The sequence below is a fragment of the Microbacterium sp. BDGP8 genome, assembly GCF_029991045.1.
In the GTDB taxonomy this organism is placed as follows: Bacteria; Actinomycetota; Actinomycetes; order Actinomycetales; family Microbacteriaceae; genus Microbacterium; species Microbacterium plantarum.
In genome coordinates this window covers 2,441,779-2,463,928 of sequence record NZ_CP120712.1, presented here as the reverse complement: position 1 = coordinate 2,463,928, position 22,150 = coordinate 2,441,779, and the positions used below count along the sequence as shown (strand labels likewise).

Annotated in this window: 29 protein-coding genes, 1 tRNA gene and 1 riboswitch; of the genes, 22 read left to right on the top strand and 8 right to left on the bottom strand. The window is 70.1% G+C overall.

Translation table 11 applies throughout. The features are described from left to right. Positions 1-15: 15 nt before the first annotated feature. Positions 16-2,040 (bottom strand): TPM domain-containing protein, encoded by a 2,025-nt coding sequence (locus P6897_RS11985; RefSeq protein ID WP_274178826.1) that lies wholly within the window; start codon positions 2,038-2,040, stop codon positions 16-18. A gap of 181 nt (positions 2,041-2,221) precedes the next feature. Here P6897_RS11985 and P6897_RS11980 point away from each other — a divergent pair, with 181 nt between their 5' ends. The 5 genes from P6897_RS11980 to P6897_RS11960 all read left to right on the top strand — a co-directional run bounded on the left by P6897_RS11980 (position 2,222) and on the right by P6897_RS11960 (position 5,552). Further along, entirely contained in the window at positions 2,222-3,055 is an 834-nt protein-coding gene (locus tag P6897_RS11980) for a DUF3097 domain-containing protein (RefSeq protein WP_269267769.1), read from the top strand. 49 nt (positions 3,056-3,104) lie between these two features. Next, positions 3,105-3,854: a tRNA (guanosine(46)-N7)-methyltransferase TrmB gene (gene trmB / locus P6897_RS11975; RefSeq protein ID WP_274178824.1), complete on the top strand. Its 750-nt coding sequence runs from the start codon at positions 3,105-3,107 to the stop codon at positions 3,852-3,854. A gap of 15 nt (positions 3,855-3,869) precedes the next feature. Further along, positions 3,870-4,727 carry a CPBP family intramembrane glutamic endopeptidase gene (locus P6897_RS11970; RefSeq protein ID WP_274178823.1) on the top strand — a complete coding sequence of 286 codons (858 nt, stop codon included), beginning with the start codon at positions 3,870-3,872 and terminating at the stop codon, positions 4,725-4,727. 19 nt (positions 4,728-4,746) lie between these two features. Then, a riboswitch (guanidine-III (ykkC-III) riboswitch) is annotated at positions 4,747-4,812 on the top strand. A gap of 10 nt (positions 4,813-4,822) precedes the next feature. Then, positions 4,823-5,137, top strand: coding sequence for an SMR family transporter (locus tag P6897_RS11965; protein ID WP_114588482.1), 315 nt, complete (start codon positions 4,823-4,825; stop codon positions 5,135-5,137). 1 nt (position 5,138) lies between these two features. Beyond that, a complete protein-coding gene (locus tag P6897_RS11960; RefSeq protein WP_282501328.1) occupies positions 5,139-5,552 on the top strand; it encodes a multidrug efflux SMR transporter in 414 nt (137 codons plus the stop codon). On the opposite strand, the gene P6897_RS11955 is transcribed toward P6897_RS11960, so the two are convergent. After that, positions 5,484-5,663 (bottom strand): hypothetical protein, encoded by a 180-nt coding sequence (locus P6897_RS11955; protein WP_112617295.1) that lies wholly within the window; start codon positions 5,661-5,663, stop codon positions 5,484-5,486. The genes P6897_RS11960 and P6897_RS11955 overlap by 69 nt on opposite strands. A 159-nt stretch (positions 5,664-5,822) precedes the next feature. On the opposite strand from P6897_RS11955, the gene P6897_RS11950 reads away from it, so the two are divergent. Beyond that, a complete protein-coding gene (locus P6897_RS11950) occupies positions 5,823-6,014 on the top strand; it encodes a hypothetical protein (protein WP_274178821.1) in 192 nt (63 codons plus the stop codon). A 134-nt stretch (positions 6,015-6,148) separates the two neighbouring features. Then, on the top strand, positions 6,149-6,631 hold the full coding sequence (locus tag P6897_RS11945; protein WP_274178820.1) for a pyridoxamine 5'-phosphate oxidase family protein: 483 nt from the start codon (positions 6,149-6,151) through the stop codon (positions 6,629-6,631). A 75-nt stretch (positions 6,632-6,706) separates the two neighbouring features. Here the strand turns inward: P6897_RS11945 and P6897_RS11940 are convergent, their stop codons facing one another. Next, a complete protein-coding gene (locus tag P6897_RS11940) occupies positions 6,707-7,543 on the bottom strand; it encodes an alpha/beta hydrolase (RefSeq protein WP_282501327.1) in 837 nt (278 codons plus the stop codon). Between the two features lie 144 nt (positions 7,544-7,687). Between P6897_RS11940 and P6897_RS11935 the strand changes: the two genes are divergently transcribed. Next, entirely contained in the window at positions 7,688-8,461 is a 774-nt protein-coding gene (locus P6897_RS11935) for a DNA-formamidopyrimidine glycosylase family protein (protein WP_282501326.1), read from the top strand. Positions 8,462-8,465: 4 nt separating this feature from the next. On the opposite strand, the gene P6897_RS11930 is transcribed toward P6897_RS11935, so the two are convergent. Further along, positions 8,466-8,978, bottom strand: coding sequence for a MarR family transcriptional regulator (locus P6897_RS11930; RefSeq protein WP_282501325.1), 513 nt, complete (start codon positions 8,976-8,978; stop codon positions 8,466-8,468). Between the two features lie 119 nt (positions 8,979-9,097). On the opposite strand from P6897_RS11930, the gene P6897_RS11925 reads away from it, so the two are divergent. From P6897_RS11925 to P6897_RS11910, 4 genes are all read left to right on the top strand, one after another. Then, entirely contained in the window at positions 9,098-9,484 is a 387-nt protein-coding gene (locus P6897_RS11925; RefSeq protein WP_274178816.1) for a hypothetical protein, read from the top strand. Continuing rightward, positions 9,481-9,831: a peptide ABC transporter permease gene (locus P6897_RS11920; protein ID WP_274178815.1), complete on the top strand. Its 351-nt coding sequence runs from the start codon at positions 9,481-9,483 to the stop codon at positions 9,829-9,831. Before P6897_RS11925 ends, P6897_RS11920 begins: the two co-directional genes overlap by 4 nt. A 42-nt stretch (positions 9,832-9,873) precedes the next feature. After that, the gene (locus P6897_RS11915; RefSeq protein ID WP_114588477.1) at positions 9,874-10,086 is read left to right on the top strand and encodes a hypothetical protein; all 213 of its coding nucleotides are present in this window, start codon (positions 9,874-9,876) and stop codon (positions 10,084-10,086) included. A 108-nt stretch (positions 10,087-10,194) separates the two neighbouring features. Beyond that, positions 10,195-11,352 (top strand): hypothetical protein, encoded by a 1,158-nt coding sequence (locus P6897_RS11910; protein WP_282501324.1) that lies wholly within the window; start codon positions 10,195-10,197, stop codon positions 11,350-11,352. Between the two features lie 18 nt (positions 11,353-11,370). Here the strand turns inward: P6897_RS11910 and P6897_RS11905 are convergent, their stop codons facing one another. Next, entirely contained in the window at positions 11,371-11,973 is a 603-nt protein-coding gene (locus P6897_RS11905) for a TetR/AcrR family transcriptional regulator (RefSeq protein ID WP_274178813.1), read from the bottom strand. 244 nt (positions 11,974-12,217) lie between these two features. Between P6897_RS11905 and P6897_RS11900 the strand changes: the two genes are divergently transcribed. The 4 genes from P6897_RS11900 (at position 12,218) to P6897_RS11885 (ending at position 16,186) form a co-directional block, all read left to right on the top strand. Beyond that, the gene (locus P6897_RS11900; RefSeq protein WP_282501323.1) at positions 12,218-13,645 is read left to right on the top strand and encodes a hemolysin family protein; all 1,428 of its coding nucleotides are present in this window, start codon (positions 12,218-12,220) and stop codon (positions 13,643-13,645) included. Further along, positions 13,642-14,670, top strand: a complete 1,029-nt coding sequence (locus P6897_RS11895) for a CNNM domain-containing protein (protein WP_112617286.1) — start codon at positions 13,642-13,644, stop codon at positions 14,668-14,670. The genes P6897_RS11900 and P6897_RS11895 overlap by 4 nt, the downstream gene beginning before the upstream one ends. A 134-nt stretch (positions 14,671-14,804) precedes the next feature. Continuing rightward, on the top strand, positions 14,805-15,404 hold the full coding sequence (locus P6897_RS11890; RefSeq protein ID WP_274178811.1) for a TetR/AcrR family transcriptional regulator: 600 nt from the start codon (positions 14,805-14,807) through the stop codon (positions 15,402-15,404). Beyond that, positions 15,401-16,186, top strand: a complete 786-nt coding sequence (locus tag P6897_RS11885; RefSeq protein ID WP_282501322.1) for an NAD(P)H-dependent oxidoreductase — start codon at positions 15,401-15,403, stop codon at positions 16,184-16,186. The genes P6897_RS11890 and P6897_RS11885 overlap by 4 nt, the downstream gene beginning before the upstream one ends. A gap of 77 nt (positions 16,187-16,263) precedes the next feature. Here the strand turns inward: P6897_RS11885 and P6897_RS11880 are convergent. Further along, positions 16,264-16,339: transfer RNA gene (locus P6897_RS11880), tRNA-Arg, on the bottom strand. Between the two features lie 88 nt (positions 16,340-16,427). Here P6897_RS11880 and P6897_RS11875 point away from each other — a divergent pair. From P6897_RS11875 to P6897_RS11860, 4 genes are read left to right on the top strand one after another with little or no spacing between them, the layout of a single operon-like run. Further along, a complete protein-coding gene (locus P6897_RS11875) occupies positions 16,428-16,853 on the top strand; it encodes a hypothetical protein (RefSeq protein WP_282501321.1) in 426 nt (141 codons plus the stop codon). Continuing rightward, positions 16,850-17,203 carry a transcriptional regulator gene (locus P6897_RS11870; RefSeq protein ID WP_282501320.1) on the top strand — a complete coding sequence of 118 codons (354 nt, stop codon included), beginning with the start codon at positions 16,850-16,852 and terminating at the stop codon, positions 17,201-17,203. The genes P6897_RS11875 and P6897_RS11870 overlap by 4 nt, the downstream gene beginning before the upstream one ends. Then, complete coding sequence (locus tag P6897_RS11865) at positions 17,200-17,799, top strand: GNAT family N-acetyltransferase (RefSeq protein WP_282501319.1); 600 nt, start codon at positions 17,200-17,202, stop codon at positions 17,797-17,799. The genes P6897_RS11870 and P6897_RS11865 overlap by 4 nt, the downstream gene beginning before the upstream one ends. Continuing rightward, a complete protein-coding gene (locus tag P6897_RS11860) occupies positions 17,796-18,179 on the top strand; it encodes a nuclear transport factor 2 family protein (protein WP_274178806.1) in 384 nt (127 codons plus the stop codon). The genes P6897_RS11865 and P6897_RS11860 overlap by 4 nt, the downstream gene beginning before the upstream one ends. A 17-nt stretch (positions 18,180-18,196) precedes the next feature. On the opposite strand, the gene P6897_RS11855 is transcribed toward P6897_RS11860, so the two are convergent. Together P6897_RS11855 and P6897_RS11850 are read right to left on the bottom strand one after the other, a co-directional pair. Continuing rightward, positions 18,197-19,003 carry an SGNH/GDSL hydrolase family protein gene (locus P6897_RS11855; RefSeq protein WP_282501318.1) on the bottom strand — a complete coding sequence of 269 codons (807 nt, stop codon included), beginning with the start codon at positions 19,001-19,003 and terminating at the stop codon, positions 18,197-18,199. A gap of 75 nt (positions 19,004-19,078) precedes the next feature. Continuing rightward, positions 19,079-19,486: a RidA family protein gene (locus P6897_RS11850; protein WP_114588469.1), complete on the bottom strand. Its 408-nt coding sequence runs from the start codon at positions 19,484-19,486 to the stop codon at positions 19,079-19,081. Between the two features lie 104 nt (positions 19,487-19,590). Between P6897_RS11850 and P6897_RS11845 the strand changes: the two genes are divergently transcribed. Together P6897_RS11845 and P6897_RS11840 are read left to right on the top strand one after the other, a co-directional pair. Further along, complete coding sequence (locus P6897_RS11845) at positions 19,591-20,418, top strand: transglutaminase family protein (RefSeq protein ID WP_274178803.1); 828 nt, start codon at positions 19,591-19,593, stop codon at positions 20,416-20,418. A gap of 59 nt (positions 20,419-20,477) precedes the next feature. Further along, the gene (locus tag P6897_RS11840; protein WP_282501317.1) at positions 20,478-22,145 is read left to right on the top strand and encodes an arginine--tRNA ligase; all 1,668 of its coding nucleotides are present in this window, start codon (positions 20,478-20,480) and stop codon (positions 22,143-22,145) included. Positions 22,146-22,150: the final 5 nt, after the last annotated feature.

Here is a 22,150-nt window from a genome sequence, read left to right as displayed (position 1 = left end):
AAGAGGGAGAAGTCGTCAGAATCGGCCGCCGCCGCGCCGAGAGCGGCCGCCACCGAACCCGCCGCCGCCGCTGCGACCGCGTGAACCGCCGCCGAACCCGCCGCGCGAGCCGTTGAAGCCGCCGCCGAAGCCGCTGCCGCCGAAGCCCGACGAGCGGCGTCCGGACGACCCGCCCCCGAGGAGCGAGTTCAGCACCATGCCGCCGATCATGGCACCCATCATGCCGTTCGAGTTCGATCCGGGGGAGCCGGTTGCGAAGCCGCCGACATCGGTGCGTGCCGCGTCGATCGCGAGTCCGCTCAGCTGCGTCGCACGTGTTGCGTCGGCCAGCGCGCGCTCGGGGTCGATCTGCGCGGTCGCCTCCGCCCGGTCGAGCGACGCGCGAGCTTCGGCGACTCGCGTGCGGGCCGTCGCCCCGACGGCTCCGCGTCGCGTGCCGATGTAATCCTCGGCGGCCGATACTTGCGCCCGGGCCTGCTGCAGCTGCTGTTCGAGCGTCTGTCGCGCGCGGGCGGCTCGCTGCGCGGCATCCCGGGCTCCGGCCAGCGCGGCGTCGATCGCCGAGTTCGCGCCCAGCAGCGTGGACAACGCGGCCTGCGGGCGACGGTGCTCGCCGGTCAGCTGGGAACGGGCGGCGTCGATGTGCTGCCGGGTGGCGGAGGCGACCGCGGCGAGCGTGCCGTCGGGGTCGGGTACGCCGACCGCTGCCGCAACGTCCTGTTCGAGGTCCGTGATGAGCGCCGCAGCGTCGCGCTCGGCGGTGGCGAGATCCGCGGCGACCTTCTCGACCGCGGCCTCCAGCTGAGCGGCCTGCGCGACGGCTCCTTCGGCGGCACGCAATGACACGGCCGCCGCAGCGCCGTCGCCCGCGGCGATCGCACGCTGCGCCGTCGCGAGCTGCTCGTCGGCGTAGTCGAGGCGGCTGCGCGCCTGCTCGGGGTTGTCGCCGATGGTGGCGAGTTCCTCGGGGGCGTACGCCGATCGAAGCCGCTCGAGAGAGGCGACCGCTCCGTCGAGCCCGGTTCCGGCGGCGCCGCGTTCCTGCTGGATGCGAACGAGCGCTTCGGGGGCGTTCTGCTCGAGGTCGCGCAGACGGTCGAACTCCTCGGCGCGCGCGTCGAGCTCGGAGTCGGCGTGCGCGCACAGCTCGAGGATGCGGGTGTGGACCGCGCGGACGTCCGCCTCGGTGTCGGGCTGATCGTCGTCGAGGCGCTGCTGCAGCGTGAACGCCTCGTCGAGGTCTCGGCGTGCCTGCGCCAGGGTCTCGGCGAAAGCGGTTGCCGCCTCGTCGCCGAACTGCGCCGTCGCGAAGCCGAGCTCCTGCTCGCTCGTCCGGATGGCGTCGTCGGCTGCCACGAGCGCGCTGGCGGAGCGCCGGGCGAGCTCCTCGATCGGCTCGGCGGCCGCGCCACGGGCGGAGCCGGGGCCGGCGCCCGCCCGACGACGGCGCACCAGGACGACGATGACGGCGATGACGGCACCGACCGCGAGAATTCCGAGGACGATCGTCAGGCCCGACATGCCCGAGCCGCCCGTCGCGCCGCCGGATCCGCCGCCGGATCCACCGACCGCCGCCGCGAGTCCGCCGGCGGCGGCGAACGCGGCGCCGCCCCAATCCTCCGACCGGAGCTCTGGAAGGATGTCGCGCGTCTCGATGTCGCCGAGCGTCTCGCCGTCGACGGGGCCGTTGGTGTCGCCCGACAGGTAGAAGTTTCGCTGCTCGGTCGCGATCGCCAGTACGTACTGGTCCACGCCGAGGCCGCCGCGCTGGGCGACCGCGTTGGCCCAGCCCTCGGCGTCGGACGGGCTGGTGAACGCGTCGACGTACACGACCCACAGGTCGATGCCCGCCTCCGAGCTCAACGCGGTGAGCCTCTCGTCGACGGCACGCTCTTCGCCTGGAGTCAGCGCGTCGGCGTGATCCACGACGCGTCCCGAGCCGAGGTCGACCGGGTCGGTCGCCCAGGCCGCGGCGGAGCCGCCCGCGACGAACATCAGGCTCGCCAGGATCGAGAGCGTCACCGCTCGGAGCACGCGCATCCGTTCCCCTTCCGAGGTCGGAGGACCGGCCTCGTCTCCACTCTATTGAGGGCGTCGTGCCTGAGCCTATGCCGGGACTGTGAATCAGCGGCCAGCGGAATCGCGGCGCGGATACCCGGCGACGGGAACGGCCGCGGTTACGCTGACCCGCGGCCCGACGGGGCGCGAGGCGGGAGGAACCATGGACGACAGATACGGCACCGATGTGCTCGCAGCCGGATGGCGCGATGCCGGACGCAAGGTGGTGCCGGAGGTGCCCGCCGATCCCGATCTCGTCGTCGAGGTGGCGGCCGACGGCTACTGCGGAGCGGTCGTGGCCGTCCGCGGCGGGAACGTGGAACTCGAGGACCGCCTCGGCAAGGTGCGTCTGTTCCCGCTCGGGGGCGGCTTCCTCGTCGACGGCGAGCCCGTCAAGCTCGTCGCTCCGAAGGCCGCACAGCCCGCGGGTCGGCTGCGTACCGCTTCGGGGTCGTTCGTCGCGCCGCAGCAACGGGCGCGCGTGGCACGCGCGTCGCGCATCCTGGTCGAGGGACGACACGACGCCGAACTCGTCGAGAAGGTCTGGGGCGCCGACCTCCGCGTCGAGGGCGTCGTGGTCGAGTACCTGCAGGGGATCGACCTGCTGGAGGACCTCCTCCGAGACGAGCCGCCCTCTGCCGAGCGTCGCTACGGGGTGCTCGTGGACCATCTGGTCGCGGGCTCGAAGGAGACCCGCATCGCGGAGCAGATCCTGCGTGGTCCGCACGGTGCCCACCTCAGGATCGTCGGGCACCCCCACATCGACGTCTGGCAGTGCGTGCGCCCCGAGGCCGTCGGCATCCGCGCGTGGCCGCAGGTGCCGCGGGGCATCGAGTGGAAGACCGGCGTCTGCCGGGCGCTCGGCTGGCCCGCCGAGGACCAGGCCGACATCGCGCATGCCTGGCAGCGCATTCTCGGATCGGTTCGGACGTACCGCGACCTGGATCCTGCGCTGCTGGGCCGGGTCGAGGAGCTCATCGATTTCGTCACGGCCTGACGCCCCGGGTCCGCTCGGCGCACCTCCCGTCGCTCGATACCCTGGACTCATGCCGCAGACCGACGCGCCCGACACCGGTGACGAACCCCGCTACCGCGAGCGGCCCGTGTCGTTCGCCCGCCGCAGCGGGCGGATGAGCGACGGACAGGAGCGCGCCTGGAACCAGCTCGGCGGCTTCTACAACGTCCCCGTCGAACGGGATCAGGCTGTGCTGAGCGTCCGGCCGGGCTCGGAGGTCGACCCCGCCGCGCTGTTCGGTCGCAGTGCGCCGCTCGTGGTCGAGATCGGCTCCGGCCAGGGGCACGCGATCGTCGCGGCTGCACAGGCCGCGCCGGAGACGGATTTCCTCGCCGTGGAGGTGTTCCGGGCGGGGCTCGCCCGCACCATGCTCGACGCCGATCGTGCGGGCGTGCGGAACCTCCGCCTCGTCGAAGCGAACGCGCCCGAGGTACTCGAGCACCTGCTGCCCGCGGCATCCGTCGACGAGCTCTGGATCTTCTTCTCCGACCCGTGGCACAAGACGCGTCACACGAAGCGGCGCCTCATCTCGCCCGACTTCACGCCGCTGGCGGCGCGGGCGCTCAAGCCCGGGGGCGTGCTCCGACTCGCGACCGACTGGGAGGACTACGCGCGCCAGATGCGCGAGGTGATGGGGGATGCCGCGGGCTTCGTCCCCGACTTCGAGGATGACTGGGCGCCGCGTTTCGAGGGCCGCGTGATGACGGCCTTCGAGCGGAAGGGCATCGCCAAGGGGCGCGACATCCGCGACCTCGCCTATCGCCGTACCGACGCGGTCTGACGGAGGGCGGACGCCGTGAAGACGCACCCGGGACTGGCCGCCCGCCCCGTCGTCTCGGCGAGCACCGTGCCCGCCCTTCTGGTCTGCCTGGCGGCGCCGGCGTTCTTCGTGCTGCTGCAGCCCTGGCTCGGGTGGACGCTGCTGGTCCTGGGGCTCGTCTCGGCTCTCGGCGTCGACCGCTGGCGGGTGGGTGAGGAGACGCGGCCCTCGCTGGCGCGCGATCTCTCCCTGATCGCCCTCGGTCTCGTCGTCGTGAGCCTCATCGACCTGAAGGCCGAGCTCGACAACCTCGCGATGCTGCGCTTCACCCTCGCGCTGGGCGGGGCGGTGCTGCTGCCGTACCTCGTCTCGCGCTTCGTGTATCGCGATCACGCCATCCGCTTCCCCTGGCGCGGCGGAGGGCGCTGGACCACCTTCCAGTGGGTCTGGCTCGCCGCGGTCCTCGTGCTCGGCTGGCTGATCCTGCCGTTCTACTTCATCACGTCGGGCGTTTACACCAACTGGCCCGTCGTCGACACCCCCGACCTCATCGCGCGCCTCTTCGTCGGCGTCGGCGCCGTAGGCATCTGGGACGAACTGTTCTTCATCTGCACCTGCTTCGCGCTGCTCCGGCGGCACTTCGCCGATGTCTCGGCCAACGTCCTGCAGACGATCGTGTTCGTCTCATTCCTCTGGGAGCTCGGCTACCGCGCCTGGGGACCGGTGCTGACCATCCCGTTCGCGCTCCTGCAGGGCTACATCTTCCTGCGCACGCGGTCGCTCACCTACGTCGTGACGGTGCACCTTCTCTTCGACGCGGTCGTCTTCGGCGTGCTCGTCCACGCGCACAATCCGGGTCTCCTCGACGCGCTGTTCCTCGTCCCGGCGCCCTGACCCGCGGCTACGCTGGGTCGCGGGGCCCCGACGCGGGGCCCGCGGACGAGGGAGCAGTACCCGCAACGGACAAGACTGACTCGGACAGGTCTGTCATGGCATGGGTGATCCTGATCGCAGCCGGCGTCCTCGAGGCGGTATGGGCTGCCGCGCTCGCGGCATCCGAGGGATTCCGCCGCAAACGGCCCGCGTCGCTCTTCGTCGTCGCGCTCGCCGCGAGCATGGCGGGCCTCGCATACGCGATGACCGAGCTGCCGACCGGCACCGCCTACGCCGTCTGGGTCGGGGTCGGAGCGACGCTCACTGTCGTGTGGGCGATGGTGACCCGTCGCGAGCGCGCGTCGACCGCGCGCATCCTCCTGCTTCTGCTCCTGGTCGCCTGCGTCGTCGGCCTCAAGGTGGTGAGCTGACATGACGCGTGCATGGACGATCCTGCTCGCCAGCGCGGTCTGCGAGGCTGTCTGGGCGACGGCCCTGGGCGAATCGGACGGGCTACGCCACCCCGTGCCGAGTGTCGTGTTCGCCATCGGTCTGCTGCTCAGCATGCTCGGGCTCGGACGCGCTATGAAGCACATTCCGATCGGTACGGCCTACGCGGTCTGGGTGGGGGTGGGCGCGGCGCTGACCGTGACCTGGTCGATCGCGACGGGCGCTGAGGCGTTCGCTCCGGGCAAGGTGGTCTTCATCGCCGGCATCGTGGTCGCTGTCATCGGCTTGAAGCTCGTTCCGGCCACGAGCAGGACTGCGGCGCGAGGGTCACAGCCGAGCGAGGAGCGCGGGACCGAAGACGAGAGCGGCGGCGATCGGCACGACGAGCGCCGCTAGGGCGATGATGCCGAGGATGGCGATGTTGCCCAGGATCGAGCCGAGCAGGGCGCGACCGCGGCCGGCGGCGAGGTGGATGCGGTCGAGGGGAGAGAGGGGAGCGGCGGTCACAGTTCGACGCTACGAAGCGGTGGCCCTGCGACGCGTCGGTCGATCGGCTGAGAAGCATCCCCCTGCGGGATGATCCGTGCCTCACGTGTGTCAATACCCTCGGTCCGCGCCGGCTCGGTGCGTAGCGTCGCGGTCACGCAACGACGAGAGGACGAACACATGAGTGACCGAGAGCGTCCCGACATCCCCGGCGACGACATCGAGACCGGAACCGCCACCGGCGGGGCATCGGCCTTTCCGGGGGCTCCGAGCGCGGCGCCCGACGAGCCCGCACCGGAGGGCCATGGTGGAGATGCCGACACGACGACCGATGGCGACGGTCAGCCGCTCGAGAACCCCTCGGGCGGTTGAGGGGTCGCGCGACTGTCGCGCATCGAGTCGGCTGTCAAGACGGCGACCGAGGGCTGGTCCCGGTGCGAGCCTGGACCCACGGATGACGACCACGCCAGATCGGATGACGACCACGCCAGATCGAAGGAGAAACGATGAGTGACAACGAAGACCCCCGCGCGATCCTGGCGGAGCTGCTGCCCGAGTTCCGGTTCGCCATGGTGACGACGGTCGACGAATCGGGGAAGCTCACAGCGCGCCCGCTGACGGTGCAGGAGGCCGAGTTCGACGGAGACCTCTGGTTCGTCGTCGACCGCGGATCGTCCGTCGCGACGCACGTGGCCTCGCGGCCCGCCGTCGGCGTCGCCCTCAGCAAGGACGACGCGTGGGTCTCGCTCGCCGGTGAGGCGACTGTCGTCGACGACCGCGCTCGCCTCGAACACTACTGGTCGAGCACTCTCGAGGCCTGGTTCCCCGACGGCCCGGACGACCCCAGCATCACGCTGCTGCGGGTCGACGCGATCTCGGGGGAGTACTGGAGCAGTGCCGGCGGACGCATCGCGACCGCCATCGGCCTGATCAAGTCGAAGATCACCGGTGAGACCTATGAGGGCCGCAACGAGAAGCTGGACCTCTGAGTCTTCGGGCCTCTACGCCACGATGGGCCGTCGCCGCTGCTGCGGGACGGCCCATCGTCGTCGAGCGGAGCAGGCCTACTTCGCGAGGAAGGCGAGCAGGGCGTCGTTGAACTCGCGGGCGTGGCTCACGTTGAGGCCATGAGGTGCGTCTTCGATGAGCGCCAGCTCACTGCCCGGAAGCTGCTCGTGGGTCCGCTTGCCCGAGCCTTCGAAGGGGACGGTGCCGTCGCCGTCGCCGTGGATGATCAGCGCGGGCACGGTCACCGCGGCCAGATCGCGGCGGAAGTCGGTCGTCGCCCACGCCTCCATCGACTTCAGTGCCGCGTGGTGGTCGGCCTGGCGCGCGAGCGCGAGGGCCTCCTGGCGCTGCTCCTCCGTGACCTTGAGCTCGCTGTCGACGGAGAAGAAGGCGGTCGTGAAGCCGTCGTAGAAGGTCGCTTCATCCGCGCGGAGGCCGTTCTCCATTTCGTCGGCGGCCTCCTGTGTGAGCGCGCCCTCCGGGTTATCGGGCGTCTGCGCGAGGTACGGCGGCACCGCGGCGGCGAACACGACGCTCCGCAGCCGATCCTGGCCGTGATTGGCGACATAACGGGCGACTTCGCCGCCTCCCATCGAGAAGCCGACCAGGGTCACGTCGCGCAGGTCGAGGGTGTCGAGGACGGATGCCAGGTCCTGAGCGAACGTGTTGTAGTCGTAGCCCGAGCGAGGCTTGTCGCTGCGCCCGAAGCCGCGGCGGTCGTAGGCGACGACGCGGTACCCGGCGGCGGTGAGCGCGGGAATCTGCTCGGACCACGATTCCGCCGACAGCGGCCAGCCGTGGATCAGCACGACCGGGCGACCCGATCCGCCGGTGTCGTCGACGTGCAGCTCGATGTCGTTGAAGAGGCCCTTGTGGGCGGTGATCTCAGTCATGCCCACATCGTCATCGCTTCCGAAGCGTTTTTCGAGCAGTTGACGGTTCTCGGAGCCGAGGCTAGGCGCCCGCGGCAGACTGGAGGAATGAGGTCGGCGTGATGTCCGGGGGAGCCCGTGCCGGAAGGTGACAGCGTCTTCCGCATGGCAGCCCGGCTCCGGCCTCAGGTCGTGGATCGGACGATCTCGTCCGGAGAACTGCGCTCTGGCCCGGCGGCCGGGACATCCCTCGCCGGTTGGCGGATCGCGGGGCTCGAGACCCGGGGCAAACATCTGATCACCTGGCTGGATCCCGATTTCGCACTCCACACGCATCTTCTGATGCAGGGGTCGTGGACGGTCACCCGTTCGGGGCGCGTCGTTCCCGTGCGCGTGCAGCCGGCCGTGCGTGTGCGAGCCGAGTTGGACGACGGCGCGACGCTGTGGGGCATCGACATGCCCGTCGTCGAACTGCTGCGCGCGAACGGCGTCGCGACTGCGCTCGGTCACCTGGGGCCGGACCCGCTGCGCGACGACTGGGATGCCGTCGAGGCCCTTCGGCGGCTCGATGCTCGTCCGGATCGGACGTTCGCCGGCGCTCTGCTCGATCAGCGCAACATCGCGGGTCTGGGAAACCTCTGGGTGAACGAACTCGCGTTCCTCTCGGGTGTCCACCCGTTCGACCCCATTGCGACCGCTGACCTCGAGTCGCTCGTCGCCCGTGCCGCGCGCGCTCTGCGCTTCTCCGCGACAGTGCCCGGTATGTATCAGGTGACCACCGGCACCGCGCGTCGGGGGAGCGCGCACTGGGTGGCCGGCCGCGCCGGCAAACCGTGCCTCAGGTGCGGGACGCGCATCCTCGTGCGCGCCGAGGTCGCGGGCGATTCGGAACAGCGGCGCACGTGGTGGTGTCCCGCCTGCCAGCCGCGTCGAAGCTGACGGATCAGCCGGCCGGCGCTGCTCCGCGCTGGCGCTGCAGACTAGGGGCCGGTTCGACGGAGTCGACCGCATCTTGCATCCGCGAGAGGAAGTCGATCACGGCCGCGGTCGCCTCGGGCGTGGTCTCGTCGGCCACCTGATGCATACGGTCGTGCATGGCCGACAGTGTGGAACGGACCTCGTCGTCTGCGCGTTCCGTCGGTTCGAGATAGACGCTGCGCCGGTCGCTCGGATGCGGCACGCGACGGAGGTAGCCGGCGGACTCGAGGCGGTCGAGAAGGCTCGTCGTGCTGGCCGTGGAGATGCCGAGGTACTTAGCGACGTCCCCCGGCTTCACGGGAACGTTGCGCGACTGCGCGCGCAGAAGCTGACGGATGACCAGCAGCTCGTTCTCTCCCATCGACATCGACTCGCGCGTGCGGCGTCGCATCGCCGCCTCGGCCGCTTGGTAGAGACGCAACGCCTCGAGCGCGCTGGTCGCGCGCTGACGATCGTCGTTGTAGAAGAAGCCGCTCATCTGCACACCTCCGCGGTCCTGGCTGATGCGTTTTACCTTACCAGATATCTAACTTGACGAGATACTTTCCCAACTAGTAGCGTTCCCAACAAGTCATCCAGCATCTGTGAGGAGCAACAATGGGCCAGCTGTTCTACGGCAACGCGTCCGAGTCGATCGAGATCCCGGACCGCCTGCTCGCGCACCTCAAGGTGCTGACCGCGACCAAGCTCCGCCGCTCCGAGAGCTTCACGCTCACCTGGCGTCACGGCGCCGACATCGCGGCGGGGCGTCAGACCATCTGGCTGCAGCCCGCGATCCCGCTCCGCTTCGTCTTCGGCGGGGCGGAGATGGAAAAGCTCGACTCGGCGCTGCTCACCGAGATGGCACGGGCGGCAACTTCCTCCACCGGCCTCGTCGTCGACTTCGCGGACTTCGACGCGGCTCCTGCTGCCCCGATCGCCGCTGCTCCCGCCGCTGCCGAGAGCATCGCAACCGCTCCGAGCGCGCTGGCGACGGCAGCATGACCCTGCTCGAGCGCGCCCCCGAAGCGCCGCGCATCCTCACCGCCCGAACGATCACCTGGTCGACGGTCGCCCCCGGTTTCTACGTCGCCTCCACCGACGGGGAGTTCGTCGGATCCGTCGACACCTCTTCTGACGGGCACTTCATCGCGTTCGACGGTCAGGCCACCCCCATCGGCCGCTTCGCAACGCTGAAGGAAGCGCAGCACTCGCTTCTGACGACCGAGGCGCCCGGAAACCGGGCTCGGAAGTCCCGCGCACGTCGTCATCTGCGGATGACGGCCACCGCCTCGGGCGCTGTCGCGGGCGCACTCGCCCTGACCGCCGGAGCACTGGCTCCGTTCATCTGAGACCGGACGGCATCGGCCGTCGCCGAAGAGAAGGAGAACGCCATGAGCAACGATGACACCCGTCGCGAGACCGACGAGAACGCTTACGAGGGACCCGACGTCGAGGTCTCCACGGCCGACACCGACGGCGACGGTACGCGCGAGCCGGGAGGTCTCGGCAAGGACGGCACCATCCCGAGCAACCCGGACGGCGTCGCGGCCGGACACACCGGAACCGCCTCGACTTTCGAACCGGAAGAAGACGAGAAGTCCTGACCCGATCGATGTGCCCGGAGACCTGCTCTCCGGGCATTTTCGCGTTTTCGGGCGGCTCCACCGGACCTGGCGGATTCTGATCGCGAAAGATCCCGCCGATAGGGTCGGATGGTGCTCCGCCTGATCTTCTTCGCAGCTGTCGGCGCGCTCCTCGGTGGCGCGGTGGTCGAGTACGTCGGGCCGCCGGACGCCGGCTGGGCGATCATCAGCATCGCGCTTCCGGTCGCGATCATCAGCGGGACGTTCATCCTCATCGGCCGATCGATGGCCGGGGGAGTGGCGGTATCGAAGGACGATCTCCGTCGCGCTCTCGATTCGCGGCGGCTCGGCCTCGCCCGCGTCGATGCGATCCGGCAGACCGGTACCCAGATCAACGATCAGCCGTTGTGCGAGATCGACCTGACCGTGCGGCCGATCCAGGGGGAGGCGTACGCGACCACTCTGCGCACCGTCGTCGTCCTGACGGAGCTTCCCGCGTTCCAGCCCGGAGTTCAGCGCCAGGTCGCCATCCTTCTCGACGGCGGACCCGAGGTCGCCTTCGTCGACGGTGAGCTCTCACCGTCTGAGGTCGGCAACCTCACGGTCCCCGATCGGTCGTCGGTTGGGTTCGTCCCCATCGCGAGCCACACCCGGATCTCCGGCGGGCGCCGCAAGGGGCCGCTGATCGGCGTGGGCAGACGCGGCCGGCCGCTGCGCCTGCTCGTGTTCACGGCTGTCGCCGTCGCGGTGGCCGTCGCTGTCGTCGCGCCCTATCGGGAGGCGGTGGCACAGACCGTCGAGGCGGTGCTCGACGGCAGGGCGCACGTCGACATGCGTCAGCCCGGGCCGCTCGCCCAGGCCCAGGCCGCCCTCGAACGCGAGATCGGCCACGACCGCGTGAGCTCGATCTACGTCACCCCGGATTTCGTCATCGTCGAGGCTCCCGTCACCGCCGGCACCACGCATACCGACAGGTGGATGTACCGCGGTGGTCAGGTGGAGCATTCCGGCGCCGTGTCGATTCAACCGAAGTCGGCCACGGAAGCGTTCTCATGGGAAGACGTCGATCTTGCAGGCATTCTTCCGGCCATGGAAGAGGCTGCGTCCCAGAGCGGGCTCCCCGTCGATGACGCGGGGGCGACGGTCATGCGCACGTGGGGTGGCGCCGAAGCGGTGTCATCCGGAGAGAAGTCGGGGCCCATCGAGATCAACTTCTCACTCGAGGACGACTACGAGACCGCGTCGTTCCGGATGTCGGCTGACGGCAGCGGGCTCACCCGCGACTGACCCCCAGGCCGGCGCGACTCACGGGCGGGCGAGGTCGTCCGACCCGAGCCGAGTGAGCGCGGAACGAACGCTGCTCTCGGCGAGAGCGTCGTCGGGCGGGGCGTACGGCGGCAAGAACATGCGTGTGATGAGGGGGCCCATCAGCATGTCGTAGACCTGATCGGCATCCACGTGCGGGGGCTCGGTCTCTCGTCGCGCAAAAGCGGCATCGATCACCTGCTTCACGCGGGCGCGGCGCGGGCGGATGAACTCCGCGTCGAGCAGCGCCGAGAGATCTTCGTCCGTCCTTGCGACCCCCACGAGGTCGACCACGCTGTTTCGAGCGACCGGGTCGGAGAGCACAGCGATCCCCTCCCGCTGGACCGCCCGAAGGTCGCCGGCAAGCGAGCCGGTATCGGGCAGCGGCCCCGGTTCGAATCGGCGAGACAAGACGGCGACGGCGAGGTGGGCCGTGCTTCGAAACCGCCGATAGAAGGTGGGGCGCGTCGACCCGGCCCGGCTCACGAGGCCGTCGACCGTGAGAGCGCAGAAGCCCTCCTCGGCGAGGACCCGCTCGCCTTCCCGGAGAAGTTCCTCGGTGATGTCCTCGACGCGCGGGCGACCGACCCTTTTCCCGGACATGCCCGTCACTGTAGCTGTGGTCTCTTCGCGCATGTCCGCGACGCTTCGTGGTGCGGATCGTTCGGCGCGGGTTCCGGTGCCCCGTGCCGCGCAGGCCTTGGCCCGGTCTCGCCGACGGCCCGCTATCCTGTGAGTGCCCACCCGTGCCCTATCGAGAAAGAACACCCGTGAGCAATCGCCATTCCTCCACCGACCAGGAGGGTCGATCTTCGTACCCCCTCGCTGAGAGAGGGGGTGAATCCGAATGATCGAAGCAGTCCTGACGCTGCTGTTGGGAATCCTGCTGACACTGGCGATCATCGCCGCCTGCGGCTTCTTCGTCGCGCAGGAGTTCGCGTACATGTCCGTCGACCGGTCGCGCATGGCCGCCCGTGCCGAGAAGGGCGATGCCCAGGCGGCACGTGTGCTCGCGATCACCAAGCGCACGTCGTTCATGCTCTCGGGTGCGCAGCTCGGCATCACGGTCACCGGCCTGCTGATCGGTTACGTGGCGGAGCCCCTCATCGGCGAGTCCATCGGCACGCTGCTGGGCGGCGTCGGCATCGATCCGGCTGTCTCGGTGCTCATCGGAACGGTGGGCGCGCTGCTGCTGGCCACCATCGTGACGATGATCTTCGGCGAGCTGTATCCCAAGAACCTCGCCATCGCCAGCCCGGAGCCCCTGGCCCGCGCCCTCGCGGTTCCGACCCGCATCTACCTGATGCTCTTCGGCTGGCTCATCACGGTGTTCGATGTCGCCGCGAACGCCCTGCTGCGGCTGCTGCGCATCGAGCCGCTCGAAGATGTCGACGAGAGCGCGACCGCGCGCGACCTCGAAGCGATCATCGAGGAGTCCCGCGCGAGCGGCGATCTGCCCGACGATCTGTCGATGATCATCGACCGCATCCTCGACTTCCCGCAGCGCGACGTCGAGCACGCGATGGTCCCGCGCTCGCGCATCGACTCGATCTCGCCCGACACGACCGTCGGAGAGGTGCGCGTGCTCATGGCGACCGGCCACACCCGCTATCCCGTCATCGGCGAGGAGGACGACCCGGTCGGTGTCGTCGAGCTCATCGACCTGCTCCGCGGCCGCCACGACGACGACGCGCCCGTCTCGACGATGATGCGCGAGGCGGTGGTGCTGCCGACGACGATGCAGCTGCCGGTCGCCCTCGACCGCATGCGGCAGACGCGCAACGAGCTCGCCTGCGTCGTCGACGAGTACGGCAACTTCGACGGCATCCTCACCATCGAGGATCTGACCGAGGAGGTCATCGGCGAGATCTCCGACGAACACGACCTCGAGGTCCACGAGATCGTGAACGTCGGCGAGGACCATTGGCGTCTGCCCGGCGACGTCCATCTCGACGAGGTCGAGCGCCTGATCGGCTTCGACCTGCCGCGCGACGACGCCGAGACCATCGCAGGTCTCATCATCAGCGAGCACGGTGACCTGCCGCCCGAGGGCGCGGTCGTGCGCATCGACCTGCCCGAGCGGGCGTCCGAGACGGTGCAGGGGCTGCGGATGCAGCGCTGGCTGGATGTCGAGGTCGCCGAGGTCGCCCGTCTCGTGCCCTCCGAGCTCGTCGTGCGTCTGCACGAGGTGGATCTGGATGCCGTTGAAGCCGGCCCCGAGGTCGGCGTCGATGCCGTCGTCGCGGCTGGCGCGACCGAGGAGGTCACCCGATGAGCTGGTGGGTCGTCACGATCATCACGATCGCGCTCATCCTGGCGAGCGCGTTCTTCGTCATCGTCGAGTTCGCGCTGCTCGCGGCTCGGCGCCACCGCCTGGAAGAGGAGGCCGACCGCAGCGCGTCGGCGCGTGCCGCTCTCCGCGGCGTCAACGAGCTGACCGTCATGCTCGCGTTCGCCCAGCTCGGCATCACGGCGTGCACGTTCCTGCTCGGTGCCATCACGAAGCCCGCGATCGACTACGCGCTCGCTCCGGTGTTCGAGCAGTGGGGACTTCCTTACGTGCTCGCCGACATCATCGCGTTCATGCTGGCGCTCATCGTGGTGACGTTCCTGCACCTCGTCATCGGCGAGATGGCGCCCAAGTCGTGGGCGATCGCCCACCCCGAGGTGGCCGCGAAGGCGACGGGCATCACCGCCCGTGCGCTGACCTGGCCGCTGCGTCCCTTCCTGCTGTGGATCAATCACATCGCCAACCGGCTCGTGAAGGCCTCGGGTGTCGAGCCCGTCGAGAAGGCTGCCGCGGGCGGTCAGGACGCCGACACCATCCGCGAGATCGTCGCGCACTCGCGCGCCGCGGGAACGCTCGAGGAGCAGTACTCCGAGCCGATCGCACGCGCCATCGCCCTCGGGTCGCTGACGGTCGGCGACATCGTCCGTACCGACCGAGTGCCCACCGCGGTGCCGGCGACGGCCAGTGCCGCCGATGTGCAGGCGGCCGCCGCATCCTCCGCGCACCTGCGCATCCTCGTGGGGGAGGGGCCTTCGAGCCGCGTCGCGCACGTTCGCGACACGCTCGCGGTGGCTCCCGAGACGCCGGCGCTCGAGATCGCCCGTGACGCGCTCGTGCTCGCGCCCGATGCGTCGGCGTACGACGCGCTCGCGCGTATGCGCCGGGGTCATGTGCAGCTCGCGACGGTCGTCGACGGTGACCGTCTGCTCGGCGTCGTCACACTGGACGACCTGCTGCGCGAGGTGCTGCCCGGCGCCGCTGAGGCGGAGTTGGTGGCGCCCGCGAGTTGACCCGACGGCGCGAGCTCGTTCAGTTGGCAGGTCCCGCCCCATCCCGCTCGATGTGGCGGCGGGAACTGCCAGGTGAGCGCCCATCGTGCCGAGACCCCCACTAAGCTACTGGTAGTAACTTAGCGGGAGGCGTGATGAGCGACGGTGCGCGACAGCGGCGGATGCCGCGGCGCGAGCGGCGCGCGCAGCTGCTGGCGGTCGCTCGCGAGCTGATCCGCGAGCGCGGGACCGACGAGTTCACGCTGGGTCGGCTCGCCGAGCGCGCGGGGGTGACCAAGCCCGTCGTGTACGACCACTTCGGCGATCGCGCGGGCGCCCTGGCCGAGCTCTACCGGGAGTTCGAGGAGCAGCAGCGGGCGGCTCTCACCGCGGCGCTCGCCGACGAGCCGCTCGCGCTCGATGCCGTGTGTCGCGCCGTCGCGGGAGCCTACATCGACTGCTCGCTGGCCGAGGGGCGCGAGCTGGCGGACGTCGTCTCGGCGCTCGATGGATCCGCGATGCTCGTCGAGGTGCGGCGCGAGGCGCAAGGCGCCTACCTCGCGTTGTGCGATGACGTGCTCGCCTCGTGCGGCGTTCGTCTCGATGACGCCGGCGCGCAGGCTCTCGTCGGGGCCGGCGACGCACTCTCGCGGGCGGCGCTGGACGAACGCGTGAGTCCCGCGGCCGCGCGCTCCACCCTCACGCGCGTCCTGCGCGCCCTCGTGACATCAGCCACCGAACCGGAGGAATCATGACCATCTCGCACGAGCCCGCGCCGGGCGTCGCCCACTGGGTGCTCGCCCATCCGCGATCGACCTCTTTCAACGCCCGGCTCTTCCGTGACGGGGTCGCCGAGCTGTCGCGAACGCGCAGTGTCGAGACATCCGATCTGTACGCGCAGCGGTTCAATCCGGTGTTCCCCGACAGTGAGCTCGACGTCACGCTTGGGCGGGCGGCGGGCCCTGCGGGGGGCGAGTACGGCGGCGTCCCCTTCCCGGACGACGTGCTCGAGGAACAGCGCAAGCTCGCTGCCGCGGAACTGCTCGTGCTGCAGTTCCCGCTGTGGTGGTACGGGCCGCCCGCGATCCTCAAGGGGTGGATCGACCGCGTGCTCACCAACGGCTTCGCCTACGGCGACATGGATCCGGAGCTCGGTGTCCCGCGGCGCTACGGTGACGGCGGGCTGGCCGGCCGGCGTGCGCTCGTCGTCGTGACGGTGGGAGAGGACGAGCGCTCGATCGGGGAGCGCGGAATCAGCGGCGACCTCGACTCGCTCCTGTTCCCGCTGACGCACGGCGCGCTCTGGTACGTCGGGATCGAAACCCTCGACCTTCACGTCGTCTACGACGCCGACGGGTTGGATGCCGCGGGCGTCGACCGCGAGGCCGAGCGCCTGCGTGCCCGCATCGCCGGGCTCGACAGCGAGACGCCGCGTCGCTACCGGGCGCTCCGCGACGGTGATTACCGCGGCACCCGGTCGCTGCGCAGCGACATCCATCCGGGGCGGACCGATTTCGGCATCCACCTCGCCGACTGAGCCGGACCGTGCCCACGATGGATACACCTCTGGGTACGCAGAAGGGCAGTCGAACCCTCGACTGCCCTTCTGCTCACTGGTGCCCCCGACAGGAATCGAACCTGCGACCTTTGGTACCGGAAACCAACGCTCTATCCCCTGAGCTACGGAGGCGTGCCGATCGAGACTATCACCGCGGAGGCGACCGGAACGACCGTGGGAGAGGTGGCAGCATTGGCTTTACAACTGTTAAAGTCGTTGCATGACGCAAAACAGCTTCGCTTACGATGACGCAGCCCGCATGGTCGCCATCGGGACGAAGGCCGAGAGGGATGCGCGTCGCGCGACGCGCTGGTTCCGGATCTTCGTCGTGGCGCAGGCCGCGTACGCGCTCGCGTTCACCCTGTCGATCGACGTCGCCGGCGTCGGCTACTGGAAGGCCTTCGCACCCTTCCTCCTCGCCACGCTCTGCATCTGGACCATCGCGTTCCGCTACCAGCGGTCGGTGCCCCGCAACGGACTGCGGAACATGGGGATCGCGGTCGCGACCTGGTTCGCGCTCTACACGCTGATGCTCGACCCGGCGCTCCAACTGCTCCAGCTCTCGTCGCCGTGGTGGTGGGTTCTCGCGGGAGTCGTGTCAATCTCTCCGATCTTCGCCTGCCTCTTCCCGAGCTCACGCCGATGAGTCACCCGCGCAAGGACATCGACGCCCTCATCCATTCGCCCGTGCGCTTCTCGCTGCTAGCTGCCCTCCGCAATCTCGAGGACGTCGACTTCCGCTTCCTCGCCGACCTGCTCGAGGTGAGCGACTCGACCCTGTCGCAGACGCTCACCGTGCTGGCCGACGCGGGGCTCCTCGAGGTGCGGAAAGAAGCCGTCGGCCGGCGGACGCGGACGTGGGTCGGCATCACGGATGCCGGTCGCGAGGCGTTCGCCCGCCACCTGGCGACGCTGCAGGCGATCGTCGAATCCGGTTCCGCGACGCCGACAGCACCGGCATCCGACCGCAAGCAACCCAAGGACGCACCCGCATGACACCTCGCACTCGTCTTGCCGCCGAGAACGAACTGGATGCCGCCGCCGACGCTCTCGCGGAGGCGTTCGAGCATTACGCGTGGACACGCCATGTCATCCCCGACGATGACTACGCGTGGCGGCTCCGTGAGCTGCAGCTCGTCTACCTGCGGCACGCGCACGCCCACGGCTTCGTCGGGGTCGCGGGGCCCGCTGACGGAGTGATCGCCGTGCTCCCGCCGGATGCGCCCGACCCGGCACCGGCCGTCGTCGACCGCATCGTTCAGCTGCACGGCGACCGACTCGGACGACTCGGCGACGCCGCTGACACGCCGTCCGAGCCGGACTCGTGGCGGATCGAGACGGTCGGCGTCGTGCCCGCCCGTCAGGGGCAGGGCCTCGCATCCGACCTCATCCGGTTCGCGCTCGCGGAGGGCGGGCGACGGGGTGCCGACCGCTTCGCGCTCGACACGTCGGACGAGCGCAACGTCCGGCTCTACGAACGACACGGCTTCTCGGTCGTCTCGCGGGTCGAACCGCGGGACGCGCCACCGGTGTGGAGCATGAGCGCCGTCGTCGGCGCCGCCGCTCCGATGAACGAAAGGACCAAGACATGACCGCATCCGAGACGCTCGCCCGCTACATCGCCGCGACCAACACGCATGACTTCGACGAGGTTGCACAGGTGCTCGACGCGAGCGCGGTGTACTACTTCGGCGATGCCACCTGCGTCGGCCTCGCTTCCGTCCGCGCCTACTTCGAGCGGACGTGGACGCTGATCCCCGATGAGGTCTACGGGGCGGAGGACGTCGAGTGGGTCGTGGATGCCGCCGACGCGGCGGTGGCCGTCTACACGTATCGCTGGAGCGGACACATCGACGGACAGGCCCGAAGCGGTCGCGGTCGGGCGACCAACGTCTTCCACCGCACCGGCTCGGGCTGGCGCCTCGTGCACGAGCACCTCAGCACGGGCCCTTCGCCCCACAGCGGCGCTTAGGCGGCGAGACCAGCGGGTCAGGGGACGAGCGGCTCGGGAACGGGCTCGGCGGCGACGGCCGGTGCATCCGTGATCGCCGCGACGTCGGCTGCGAGGCGATCGGCGAGATACGCGTGCCCCGCTGTCGATGGGTGGTCGCGCCCCGTGGCACTGGTGTCGATGACGTCGCTGTAGTTGGCGTCGGTGATCCAACCCTCGGCGATGGGGGAGAGGTACCACCAGCCGCGGGCGCCGGCGAGCTCGGCGAGATCCCGGTCGATGCGGGCCGTCTCACTCTCGACCGGGAGCACCTGCGGTGCGGGGCCCAGCACGACGATGCGCGCTTCGGGGTAGGTCGCCGCGAGATCGTCCCACGCCGCGTTCACGGCGTCGCGGTACCCGGCGGCACCTTGCTTGCGGTCGTTGATCGACCCCTGGATGATCACGAGGTCGGGATGGAGTGCGGGGTCGAGCGCGGCGATTCGGTCGCCGAACGCGGGACCGTCGATGCCCGGCTTGAGGTAGCCGCTGCCGCGGACGCCGTCGACGATCGTCGTCCACCCGGTTCGCTGGGCGACGACATAGGCGTATCCGAGGGTCGGATCGGATGCCGCGGAGCCGTAGGTCCACGAGTCGCCGAAGATCAGAACGCGAGCCCCCGTGGGAAGCGCGAGAGGCGGCGCCTCGATCCTCGCGACCGCGCCGGGTCCCGCCGCCACCGGTGCCGCCGTGGGAGCCGCCCAGGGCCGCAGGAACGCCGTCAGCGCCAGCGCGACGACGGCGGCCGAGATCGCCGAGACGGCCCACACGCTTCTGCGGCGGGGACGGGCGTTTCGGGTTCGCACACGCTGAGGGTACGTCATCGGACGGGGTGCCGGGACGCCTGCGTGGCAAGACCGCGCGGCCCGAGGCTCGACCCCTCAGTCGCGGACGGCGGCGACGGCTTCGATCTCGACGAGCTGATCGTCGTAGCCGAGCACCGTCACGCCCATCAGCGTGCTGGGCACGTCGTGGTCTCCGAAGGCGTCGCGCACCACCTCCCAGGCGGTGACGAGGTCGGCCTGCGAGCTCGACGCGACGAGCACACGCGTGCTGATGACGTTCTCGATCCCCGCGCCGGCGGCAGCCAGGGCGACCTTCATGTTCTCGATGCAGGATGCCGCCTGGGCGGCGTAGTCGCCGACGCCGACCGTCGACCCGTCGGCGGCGAGCGGGCACGAACCGGCCAGGAAGATGAGGCGCGCGTCGGCGGGCGCGGTGGCCGCGTACGCGTATTCGGCGGCATCCGACAGGGATGACGCGCGGATGAGGGTGACGGTCTTCGACATGAGGGCTCCTCGTTTCATGGCCGACCACCAGCCTCTCATCGCGGCCGATCCGATCACCGCCGGGAGCGGCCCGACGGCGCTTCGCTGCGTGCGAGGATTACCCGGTGCAGCGCATCCTGACGGCCGAACTCGACCTCCAGCTGACCGGTCCCGTCGACGTCATCCTGCAGATCGCCGCGTCGCGCGCGGCGTCTTTCCGCAACGAAGAACTGAGCGTCACGCTCGCCGGCCGCTCGCTGTCCGTCTCCGAGATCGTCGACCCGCCCGCGTCTCCCGCGGGCACGCGCATCCATCGCCTCGCGGGAGAAGCGGGCACGATCTCGGTTCGGTACCGCGCTGTCGTCGACGGCTCCGCCGCCCCGGCGCCGACGAGCGAGCTCGAGACCATCGCGTACCTGCGGCCGAGTCGCTACGCGCAGTCCGACGAGGTGTTCGCGCACGCGCGTCGGCAGTTCCGGGGCCTGCAGGGCCGCGAACTCGTCTCGGCCATCAGCGACTTCGTGGCCTCGAACACGACCTACGCGCCGGGTCTCAGCCTCGGCACCGACTCCGCGGTCACGACCCTCGCGACCGGACAGGGGGTGTGCCGCGACTACGCCCACCTCGTCATCGCGCTGCTGCGCGCGATGGACGTTCCCGCGCGCTATGCCGCCTGCTACGCGCCGGGGCTTCGCCCGATGGATTTCCACGCCGTCGCCGAGGCGTACGTCGACGGCGCCTGGCACGTCATCGACGCGACTCGGCTGTCGAACCGCCGCGGGCTCGTCCGGATCGCGACCGGCCGGGATGCCGCCGACTGCGCGTTCCTCAGCTACTACGGCGGCAACGTCGCGCTCACGCATCTGCGGGTCGATGCCGAGGTCGCCGGGGGAGACGCCGCCGTCGACGATCCCGCCCGAGACGATCACGAGGCTTTCATCACCCTCGCGTGATGCCGTCCGCGAGACGTTCAGCATCGGGCCCGTGGCCGCCCGCCTAGAATCGGAGGGCTATGAATCCCGATGCTCTTGCCGAAGCCCTCCTGTCCGTCGTCGCCCCGCTCGCCGAGGCGCGACGCCCCGGCTCGAGCGATGGTCTCACCGCCGCCGACTTCGTGTTCGAGCGCCCCAAGAACCGGGACCACGGCGACTGGGCGTCCAACGCGGCGATGAAGCTGGCCAAGCGTGTCGGTGCGAACCCGCGTGAGTTCGCCGCCGAGATCGCCGCGGCGCTCGCCGAGACGCCGGGGGTGGCATCCGTCGAGGTCGCCGGCCCCGGGTTCATCAACATTCGCCTGGATGCCGCCGCCGCCGGCGCGCTCGCCCGCGAGATCGTCGAGGCGGGGGCCGCGTTCGGCCGCAACGACAGCCAGGCCGGCAACTCGATCAATCTCGAGTTCGTGAGCGCGAACCCCACCGGTCCGATGCACATCGGGCACACGCGCTGGGCGGCGCTCGGCGACGCGATCGCCCGTCTCCTGCTCGCCAGTGGGGCCGAGCTCGTCCGCGAGTTCTACATCAACGACGCGGGAGCGCAGATGCAGCGGTTCGGCCGCTCCGTGCTCGCGAGCGCCAAGGGAGAGCCCACGCCCGAGGACGGCTACCCCGGCGCGTACATCGACGACCTCGCCCAGCGGGTGCTGTCGGCGCGCCCGGATCTGCTGACCCTCGCCCTCGAGGAGCAGGAGCAGGTCGCTCTCGACCTCGGCTACGAGCTCCAGATGGCCGACCTCAAGGACTCGCTCGAGAAGTTCAACGTGCACTTCGACGTGTTCTTCAGCGAGCGGCTGCTGCACGCGACCCCCGCCGACGGTGGACCGAGTCTCGTCGACCAGGCCGTGGACCGGCTGCGTGCGCAGGGACACGTCTTCGATCAGGACGACGCCGTCTGGGTGCGGACGACCGACTTCGGTGACGACAAGGACCGCGTCATCCGTCGTTCCAACGGCGAGTACACCTACTTCGCCGCCGATGCCGCCTACTACCTGAACAAGGGCGACCGCGGTTTCGCGCACAAGATCTACCTGCTGGGCGCTGATCACCACGGCTACGTCCACCGTTTGAAGGCCCTCGCAGGCGCGGCCGGTGACGACCCCGAGAAGGACATCGAGGTGCTGATCGGCCAGCTCGTCTCGGTCAACGGTGCGCGTCTGTCCAAGCGTGCGGGCAACATCATCGAGCTCGACGACCTGCGCGACTGGCTCGGCACCGACGCGCTGCGCTACTCGCTCGCGCGTTACCCCGCCGACTCGCCGCTGACCCTCGATCCCGAGATCCTGCAGAAGCGCACGAACGACAACCCCGTGTTCTACGTGCAGTACGCGCACGCCCGCACGCACAACGTCGCGCGCAACGCCGCCGACTCCGGGGTCACCCGCGATGCGTTCGCCCCGGAGCTGCTCGACCACGAGACCGAGTCGGCTCTCCTCGGCGCGCTCCAGGAGTTCCCGCGCATCGTGGCGTTCGCTGCCGAGCTGCGCGAGCCGCACCGGGTCGCCCGGTACCTCGAGGAGCTCGCGAGCCTCTACCACCGCTGGTACGACACCTGCCGTGTCACGCCGCTCGGAGACGAAGAGGTCACCGACCTCCACCGCACTCGCCTCTGGCTCAACGACGCCACCGGGCAGGTGCTGCGCAACGGGCTCGACCTCTTGGGTGTCAGCGCCCCCGAACGGATGTGACCGAC

Bases quoted from the DNA above. Each gene is read 5' to 3' on its own strand.
- P6897_RS11930 (WP_282501325.1), bottom strand. From the start codon at position 8,978: ATGAGCGGCTTCTTCTACAACGACGATCGTCAGCGCGCGACCAGCGCG.
- P6897_RS11925 (WP_274178816.1), top strand. From the start codon at position 9,098: ATGGGCCAGCTGTTCTACGGCAACGCGTCCGAGTCGATCGAGATCCCG.
- P6897_RS11965 (WP_114588482.1), top strand. From the start codon at position 4,823: ATGGCATGGGTGATCCTGATCGCAGCCGGCGTCCTCGAGGCGGTATGG.
- P6897_RS11940 (WP_282501327.1), bottom strand. From the start codon at position 7,543: ATGACTGAGATCACCGCCCACAAGGGCCTCTTCAACGACATCGAGCTG.
- P6897_RS11985 (WP_274178826.1), bottom strand. From the start codon at position 2,040: ATGCGCGTGCTCCGAGCGGTGACGCTCTCGATCCTGGCGAGCCTGATG.
- P6897_RS11840 (WP_282501317.1), top strand. From the start codon at position 20,478: ATGAATCCCGATGCTCTTGCCGAAGCCCTCCTGTCCGTCGTCGCCCCG.
- P6897_RS11910 (WP_282501324.1), top strand. From the start codon at position 10,195: ATGGTGCTCCGCCTGATCTTCTTCGCAGCTGTCGGCGCGCTCCTCGGT.
- P6897_RS11960 (WP_282501328.1), top strand. From the start codon at position 5,139: ATGACGCGTGCATGGACGATCCTGCTCGCCAGCGCGGTCTGCGAGGCT.
- P6897_RS11860 (WP_274178806.1), top strand. From the start codon at position 17,796: ATGACCGCATCCGAGACGCTCGCCCGCTACATCGCCGCGACCAACACG.
- P6897_RS11950 (WP_274178821.1), top strand. From the start codon at position 5,823: ATGAGTGACCGAGAGCGTCCCGACATCCCCGGCGACGACATCGAGACC.
- P6897_RS11900 (WP_282501323.1), top strand. From the start codon at position 12,218: ATGATCGAAGCAGTCCTGACGCTGCTGTTGGGAATCCTGCTGACACTG.
- trmB (WP_274178824.1), top strand. From the start codon at position 3,105: ATGCCGCAGACCGACGCGCCCGACACCGGTGACGAACCCCGCTACCGC.
- P6897_RS11980 (WP_269267769.1), top strand. From the start codon at position 2,222: ATGGACGACAGATACGGCACCGATGTGCTCGCAGCCGGATGGCGCGAT.
- P6897_RS11865 (WP_282501319.1), top strand. From the start codon at position 17,200: ATGACACCTCGCACTCGTCTTGCCGCCGAGAACGAACTGGATGCCGCC.
- P6897_RS11945 (WP_274178820.1), top strand. From the start codon at position 6,149: ATGAGTGACAACGAAGACCCCCGCGCGATCCTGGCGGAGCTGCTGCCC.
- P6897_RS11890 (WP_274178811.1), top strand. From the start codon at position 14,805: ATGAGCGACGGTGCGCGACAGCGGCGGATGCCGCGGCGCGAGCGGCGC.
- P6897_RS11850 (WP_114588469.1), bottom strand. From the start codon at position 19,486: ATGTCGAAGACCGTCACCCTCATCCGCGCGTCATCCCTGTCGGATGCC.
- P6897_RS11935 (WP_282501326.1), top strand. From the start codon at position 7,688: ATGGCAGCCCGGCTCCGGCCTCAGGTCGTGGATCGGACGATCTCGTCC.
- P6897_RS11895 (WP_112617286.1), top strand. From the start codon at position 13,642: ATGAGCTGGTGGGTCGTCACGATCATCACGATCGCGCTCATCCTGGCG.
- P6897_RS11885 (WP_282501322.1), top strand. From the start codon at position 15,401: ATGACCATCTCGCACGAGCCCGCGCCGGGCGTCGCCCACTGGGTGCTC.
- P6897_RS11905 (WP_274178813.1), bottom strand. From the start codon at position 11,973: ATGTCCGGGAAAAGGGTCGGTCGCCCGCGCGTCGAGGACATCACCGAG.
- P6897_RS11870 (WP_282501320.1), top strand. From the start codon at position 16,850: ATGAGTCACCCGCGCAAGGACATCGACGCCCTCATCCATTCGCCCGTG.
- P6897_RS11920 (WP_274178815.1), top strand. From the start codon at position 9,481: ATGACCCTGCTCGAGCGCGCCCCCGAAGCGCCGCGCATCCTCACCGCC.
- P6897_RS11875 (WP_282501321.1), top strand. From the start codon at position 16,428: ATGACGCAAAACAGCTTCGCTTACGATGACGCAGCCCGCATGGTCGCC.
- P6897_RS11915 (WP_114588477.1), top strand. From the start codon at position 9,874: ATGAGCAACGATGACACCCGTCGCGAGACCGACGAGAACGCTTACGAG.